Annotated in this window: 8 protein-coding genes; 1 reads left to right on the forward strand and 7 read right to left on the reverse strand. The window is 63.4% G+C overall.

Going from position 1 to position 6,024, the window contains the following annotated elements; all coding sequences use genetic code 11:
• From A3764_RS05025 to A3764_RS05040, 4 genes are all read right to left on the reverse strand, one after another.
• Positions 1-545: phage major capsid protein (locus A3764_RS05025; protein WP_150122073.1), on the reverse strand; the 545-nt coding region annotated here is incomplete at its 3' end.
• Between the two features lie 25 nt (positions 546-570).
• Positions 571-1,161, reverse strand: a complete 591-nt coding sequence (locus A3764_RS05030; protein WP_236628024.1) for an HK97 family phage prohead protease — start codon at positions 1,159-1,161, stop codon at positions 571-573.
• Between the two features lie 24 nt (positions 1,162-1,185).
• Complete coding sequence (locus A3764_RS05035) at positions 1,186-1,413, reverse strand: GTA head formation protein, RCAP_rcc01685 family (RefSeq protein WP_067924668.1); 228 nt, start codon at positions 1,411-1,413, stop codon at positions 1,186-1,188.
• The gene (locus A3764_RS05040) at positions 1,406-2,596 is read right to left on the reverse strand and encodes a phage portal protein (RefSeq protein WP_067951279.1); all 1,191 of its coding nucleotides are present in this window, start codon (positions 2,594-2,596) and stop codon (positions 1,406-1,408) included. The genes A3764_RS05035 and A3764_RS05040 overlap by 8 nt, the downstream gene beginning before the upstream one ends.
• Before the next feature lie 337 nt (positions 2,597-2,933).
• Between A3764_RS05040 and A3764_RS05045 the strand changes: the two genes are divergently transcribed.
• Positions 2,934-3,974, forward strand: a complete 1,041-nt coding sequence (locus A3764_RS05045) for an aromatic ring-hydroxylating dioxygenase subunit alpha (RefSeq protein WP_067919708.1) — start codon at positions 2,934-2,936, stop codon at positions 3,972-3,974.
• A 43-nt stretch (positions 3,975-4,017) separates the two neighbouring features.
• Here the strand turns inward: A3764_RS05045 and A3764_RS05050 are convergent, their stop codons facing one another.
• The 3 genes from A3764_RS05050 to A3764_RS23920 form a co-directional block, all read right to left on the reverse strand.
• Positions 4,018-5,388: a DNA-packaging protein gene (locus A3764_RS05050; protein ID WP_201722224.1), complete on the reverse strand. Its 1,371-nt coding sequence runs from the start codon at positions 5,386-5,388 to the stop codon at positions 4,018-4,020.
• Positions 5,297-5,641, reverse strand: a complete 345-nt coding sequence (locus tag A3764_RS25890) for a hypothetical protein (RefSeq protein WP_236628025.1) — start codon at positions 5,639-5,641, stop codon at positions 5,297-5,299. The genes A3764_RS05050 and A3764_RS25890 overlap by 92 nt, the downstream gene beginning before the upstream one ends.
• 185 nt (positions 5,642-5,826) lie before the next feature.
• Positions 5,827-6,024 (reverse strand): endolytic transglycosylase MltG (locus A3764_RS23920; RefSeq protein ID WP_201722400.1); only part of this gene is annotated, 198 nt, incomplete at its 5' end.

The following is a 6,024-nucleotide window of genomic DNA, read 5'->3' on the forward strand; positions in this document are numbered from 1 at the left end:
CTGAGTTCATGCAGCGGGATGGTGATCCGGTCGATCTGCGGGGTATCGGTCTCGGCCACCGGGCCGGCTTCGGTGGCCCAACCGGCGCCCACGTCGGTATGATCCACCAGCACGTCATAGGATGTCGCCTCGACCCGCACCACGGAAGCAATGGCCCGGATCGAAGCGGTGGCGTTCAGCACCGACTGGACCCGCTCCGCCGTCTGCGGATCGACAAGATAGCCGCCGTCCGAGTTCACGGCAGTCGAAAGCGACTTGCCCTCCAGTTCCAGCCCGCGCAGCCCGTCGTCATCCCCGTTGCGCAGATAGGCGTTGAACGCCTTTTGGTGCGGCGCGCCGCTATCCACGCGTCCGCTCAGGGGGGACCGCGCAGGCGCCGTCATCTTCTGATCCATCATTGTCATACGTTCTTCGCTCCGTTTCACTCTGGTCTCGATCTCGGCCCGAAAGCCCTTCATGTCGGAAAGAAAGCCCGCCACGGCTTCCTCCATCTCCCGCACGGGGGCGGACTGGCTTCGGGAAATCCCGGTCTGTTCTGCGCTCATCGGCGTGTCTCCTGTTGCGTTCCGTTCATGTGGCGTCGTCCTTCCGTTCCAGCGCCGCACGCGCCTCGCGGAAAACGCTGGCGATGCCACTGCAGATGTCCTCCGGCAGCGCGTCACCCTTGGCCCCGACACGGGCGTCAGGCAGCATCGGAAAGGTCACGAGGGAGACCTCCCAAAGGTCGAGCTGCGCCAGAACCCGGTGCCCCTTCTCGTTCCGTTCAGCCCGCACCGTGCGATATCCGATGCTCAACCCGTCGAGCGCGCCGGCCGTGACAAGTGCCGCCGCTTCGCGACCCCGTGCGACATCGCTCAGCAACCGGCCCTTCACCCAAAGGCCCCGCGCGTCCTCGCGCACCTCGTCCCAGACGCCGATGGGCTGTGCGGGATCGTGCTGCCAGAGCATCTTCACACTGCGCCCGGCCTCCGCATGGGCTTTCAGCGACGCGGCATAGGCGCCCGGCGCCACGCTGTCGCCGCCCTGATCCAGGTTTCCGAACAAGCTGGCATAGCCGCTGATCTCCACCCCGTCCGCGACGGTACGGGCATTGTCGAAACGGGCGAACTTGCGTTCCAGCTGCGGCAGGGCCGCGCCCATGCTCTCGTTCCAGTTCTGCATATCGTCTCCTTGCAACTGCATCGCTCACGAAGGCGCCACGACGAGAACGGATTGAACCGCCTGCGCCAGGATCACCGCCACCACCCCGTAGACGGTCAGCCACAACCTGCGTTCCAGCCGGTCGAGCCCCTCCTCCAGCCGCGCGATCCGGCGCGACAGGTTCTCGTGGTGAATGGCGCTCACCCGTTCATGCGCTTCGAGCCGCAATCCCGGGGCACATTCGAACCGCTCATAGCGGGGTTCCTCACCCATCCATCGTCTCCACCGGCAGTCCGAGCAGGCGGCGCTTTTCCGTCTCGCTCAGGAACTCCGCCGCCGACACCCGGGCCCATTGCGCATCGCGCTCTGCCGACAGGGCCGGAACAAGGTCCAGATCCGGGCGCAAGGTGACCCCAGCCGCGCCCACCCCGTCGAACCCGTCGAGCCATTGGCCAAGGGCCGCGCAGATACGGGTCGCCAGCGGCAGCACCGTCAGCCGGTAAAAGGCCCGGTGCGCCTCCTGGTAGTTCGCGTAGGTCGCGTCCCCCTGAATGCCCAGCAGCATCGGCGGCACCCCGAATGCCAGCGCAATCTCCCGCGCCGCCGCCTCCTTGGTTTTTTGGAACTCCATGTCGGAGGGTGAAAACCCCATGGGCTTCCAGTCCAACCCGCCTTCCAGCAGCATCGGTCGGCCTGCGTTGCGGGCACCCTGATGATGGCTTTCCATCTCGTTCACGAGCCGGTCGTATTGATCGTCCGACAGTTTGCCCTGCCCTTCGGCCCCGCGGTAGACGATGGCCCCGCTGGGGCGTGCGGCATTGTCCAGCAACGCCTTGGACCAGCGCGTTGCGGCATTATGCACATCCAGCGCCATGGCCGCGGCTTGCATCGGGCTGAAGCCATAGTGATCATCCTGGGGATGAAAATTCCGCAGATGACAGATGGCGCTGTGCAACCCAGTGGCATCGAACCGGTGCTTGCGCCCGCCCACCGCATATTCGAAGGCGACGGGCCAGCCATCGGCCCCGGGCACTACCGCCATCCGGTCGCTGCGCAACACATGCAGCTCGACCGGCAGGCCCGCTTCGCCCCCCACCGCTTCGAGATATCCGTTCCCCGACAGCAGCAGTTGCGCGTAAAGCGCCTCCAGCAGTTCCGCGCGCCCCTGTCCGGCGTTGGGCCGGGCCAGCAGATCGGCCATGGGATGCGTGTCGAAACGGCGCTGTTCGTTGCCGATGACCAGCGGCAGGGCCGCCGCGGCCTCGGCGATCAGCTTCACGCAGCGAAAGGCGACCGGGTTGGCGCAGAAGCCCGTGCGGGTCAGGCTCGCGGTATCCCGCGCGCTCCATGCCACGCGGCCACTGCTCTGATAGGCGATCACGGGGCCGGTCGCGGACGCTTTGCGCTCCGGCACCACCTCGGCACCCCCCGTTCGCCGCAGAAAATCGAACACCATCCGTCGCTCCCTCCTGATCCCGTGAGCCACCGCATCCCGGAGCAACTGCCCCCTGCCCTGCGGCTCGGAAAGAAATCTCTCAGCAAAGGCTTAAGAGCTGCACGAACCAGCGCACGCCCACCCCGCAACACCCTTTCCCGAGCCTCATGGAAGGGCCATGAAAATGCGAAAAAGGGCGGCCAGAAAGGGCCGCCCTTCGCAGGGATATGGTGTTGGTTGCTCAGTGGCGTTTACCCAGGCGATTCCTGAACAGTGTGCGGTTTCAGCCCGATTTACATAATTGTGGCGTTACAGCTAAAGTCGGTTCACAAGGGAAATCAATAAAGCGGGGCCTCAGATGTTCTTGAAAAATGCATGGTACGTTGCCGCCTGGAGCCATGAAGTTACCCGCGAATTGCAACAGATCACGGTCCTTGGCGAAAAAGTCTGCGTGTTCCGTTCCGAAGCCGGTGATCTCGTTGGATTAGAAGATGCCTGCCCTCATCGCAAATTGCCTCTCAGCAAAGGGCGCATCAAGGGCGACACCGTCGAATGCGGCTATCACGGTCTGACGTTTGACTGCGCAGGCCAGTGCGTCTGGGCCCCCGGGACGGGACGCATTCCCTCCAACGCCAAGGTCCACGCCTACCCCTTGCACGAAAAATACGGATTGGTCTGGATATGGATGGGCAACCCTGCGCTCGCCGATCCGTCAGACATCTTCGAGATTGAAAACTATGACGACCCGGCCTGGGGCATCAACTGTGGCGCTGCGATGGAGTTGGACTGCAACTACCTTCTGATGTGCGACAACCTGCTGGACCCGACCCATGTTGCATGGGTTCACCAAAGCAGCTTTGCGACCGACGCAACCAAGGACACCCCACTGCGCATCACGAAAACCGAAGAAGGCGTCATCGTACATCGCTGGATGATGGATCACGAGCCCGCGCCGTTCTACAAGAAGGTCATCGAGTTCGAGGGCAACTGTGATCGTTTGCAGCACTACGAGGTGCGCTACCCCTCACATGCGTTGATCAGGGCCGTGTTTACCCCCGCAGGCACCGGCGGCCCCGACGGGCCGCTCCATGAAAAAACGTTCATCATGGACAGCTACAATTTCATGACGCCGACGGATGAGGGCCAGACACGCTATTACTGGTTCCAGCTTCGCAATATCCGACCGGACGACAAAGAACTCTCCAAGATGATGACCGCCGACGTCCAGCACGCCTTTGAAGAGGATCGCGCCGTATTGAATGAAGTGCAGAAGGGAATGTCCAACAAGACATCCCCCCATATCGACCTCCCGATCGATGGCGGCCAACTGCGGTTCCGAAGGCAGTTGCAAGCCATGATCAACGAAGAACAACAGGTTGATCGGCAAATGGCGGAATGAACGTATCTGACACTTCGACGTAACCAGAGTCAGATCTACGGCCCTACAGGCTTCGCACCCCCGGGGCGCGCCACGCGGCAGCGGGGGCGATCATCAACTCATGCAAAGCCCAGACCAGCGCGTCCACCCGGTCGGGGGAGCCCGGCCCCTCATACCCCCGCAAAGTCATCCGGCACATCTGATCCTCCAAAGCATCCAGCCTGCCCAGATGCGACACACGCCCCTGTTCGTAAAGTGCCGCCACCGGCTCCGCCCGCGCCACCTTGCCCCGCGTCGCATGGACCGAGCGCAGGGGCACGAACTCGTCCACCTGCCGCAGGACCTCACCCACCATCTGACCGCCTTGATTGACCTCGGCGATCAGCCGGTCTGCCCCGAATCTCTCCATCGCCGAAATAGCCGCCCGGGCCCATCTGTGGGGGGTGGCCCCCGTCACGGTGCAATCCGCCAATACAACGGCCCGCCAGTCCTGCGGCGGCCCCTGTAAACGCGCCCCCACCACCACGATCCCGCATTCGTCCGATCCGGCTTTGCCCGTGGTCGCCGGGTCCAGCCCCACCACGATCCGGTCAAGATCCGGCGCGTCCGCCAGTCTTTGCGCGTCGAGTGCGGCACCCGTCCACAACGCTCCCTCCACGTCGCTTAACAACACGCCGTCCAACTCCTGCCGGGCCAGTCGCGTGCCGCGATATCGCCGGCGCACCTCCTCCAAAAAGGACTCCGCAAGGTTTGCCGCATTGGCTTCCGTCGGCGCATGGGTCGTCACCGTCGAGGGCGCATCCAGCAACCGTTTCAGAACTCCGACATCCCGGGGTGTGGTGGTGACGCAGACCTGCGGCAATTCCCCCAGTCTCAGGGCGAACTGCAACTGGTCCCACGCCGCCTCCGCCTTGCGCCACTTGGCAAGTTCATCCACCCAGGCGGCATCGAACTGCGGCCCCCGCAACCCTTCGGGGTCATGGGCCGAATGAACGCTCGCCACCGCGCCGTTGGGCCAGACAAGCCGCTTGCGGGTGGCTTCCCAGACCGGCCTGCGATCCGGCGGGCTACAGGCCAATATCCCGCTGTCGCCGAATATCATCACCTCGCGCACCTGCTCGATGGTCTCCCCCACGAGCGCCACGTGCCGACACGCCCCCGGGTCGAGGGGCATCGCCCCCTCGACCTTGGATCGAACCCATTCGGCACCGGCGCGGGTTTTCCCCGCGCCGCGCCCTCCCATGATCACCCATGATCGCCAGTCCCCCTCGGGGGGAAGCTGATGCGGCAATGCCCAGAACTCGAAAAGATAGGGCAGCGCCAGCAACTCCGCCTCGTCCAGTTCATTGAGAAACCGGTCCTGAACCGCCGCATCGACGGAGCCGATCCAGCTTGCACCCGATGTCAGCGCGGGCCTTGTCCAGATCGACGGCATATCCTCCGCTGACCACTCCTGCTTGCCTGTTTCGACATTCATTCAATATGTTCTCCGCTTTCGCACAATGCGCCACCAGCCCCTGGATCTGTCCCAGCTGCCGCTTTGCACTTGTTTCGGCAATTTCCCCCCCGGATCGGGCCTGTTCAGTCAGGCCTTCGATCTCTTTGCGCAGACCGCGCACCGCCTCCTGCAACGCGGTCAGTACTTCCGCGCTGTCGGCCAACGCCTGTTCCGGGGTAACTTCCGTCATATCGCTTACCTCTCGTCTGGATCACTCCAACCGAGCAGACATGAAAAAGCGGCCTCCGGATGGTGCCGGGGCCGCCTTACAAGTCTTCTAGCATGCCAAGGAAACTACGTCAGAACGTGCGCTCTGTCAATCGAAATTGGGTTAACAATACCTTGCAAGCCAGTACGATCGCTAAATAATTTCTTTCAGTTTCCCCCGGTGGAGGCATTTCCCGCGGCCTCGGCGCCCCGTTCCGCCTCGATCCGGCGCCACTTGGCGACATTCTCGTTATGCTCCGCGAGCGTCTTGGCAAAGGCATGACCGCCGGTGCCATCCGCGACGAAATAGATGAAATCGGTTTCCTCGGGCTGTGCTGCAGCCATCAGGCTGGCCCGGCCCGGATT

It is taken from the genome of Sulfitobacter sp. HI0129 (assembly GCF_001635395.1).
Lineage (GTDB): Bacteria > Pseudomonadota > Alphaproteobacteria > Rhodobacterales > Rhodobacteraceae > Sulfitobacter.

What these genes read in the sequence shown, in the direction of transcription:
- A3764_RS05030 (WP_236628024.1), bottom strand. Translation starts at nt 1,161, where the DNA reads ATGCAGAACTGGAACGAGAGCATGGGCGCGGCCCTGCCGCAGCTGGAA.
- A3764_RS05035 (WP_067924668.1), bottom strand. Translation starts at nt 1,413, where the DNA reads ATGGGTGAGGAACCCCGCTATGAGCGGTTCGAATGTGCCCCGGGATTG.
- A3764_RS05040 (WP_067951279.1), bottom strand. Translation starts at nt 2,596, where the DNA reads ATGGTGTTCGATTTTCTGCGGCGAACGGGGGGTGCCGAGGTGGTGCCG.
- A3764_RS05045 (WP_067919708.1), top strand. Translation starts at nt 2,934, where the DNA reads ATGTTCTTGAAAAATGCATGGTACGTTGCCGCCTGGAGCCATGAAGTT.
- A3764_RS05050 (WP_201722224.1), bottom strand. Translation starts at nt 5,388, where the DNA reads ATGCCGTCGATCTGGACAAGGCCCGCGCTGACATCGGGTGCAAGCTGG.
- A3764_RS25890 (WP_236628025.1), bottom strand. Translation starts at nt 5,641, where the DNA reads ATGACGGAAGTTACCCCGGAACAGGCGTTGGCCGACAGCGCGGAAGTA.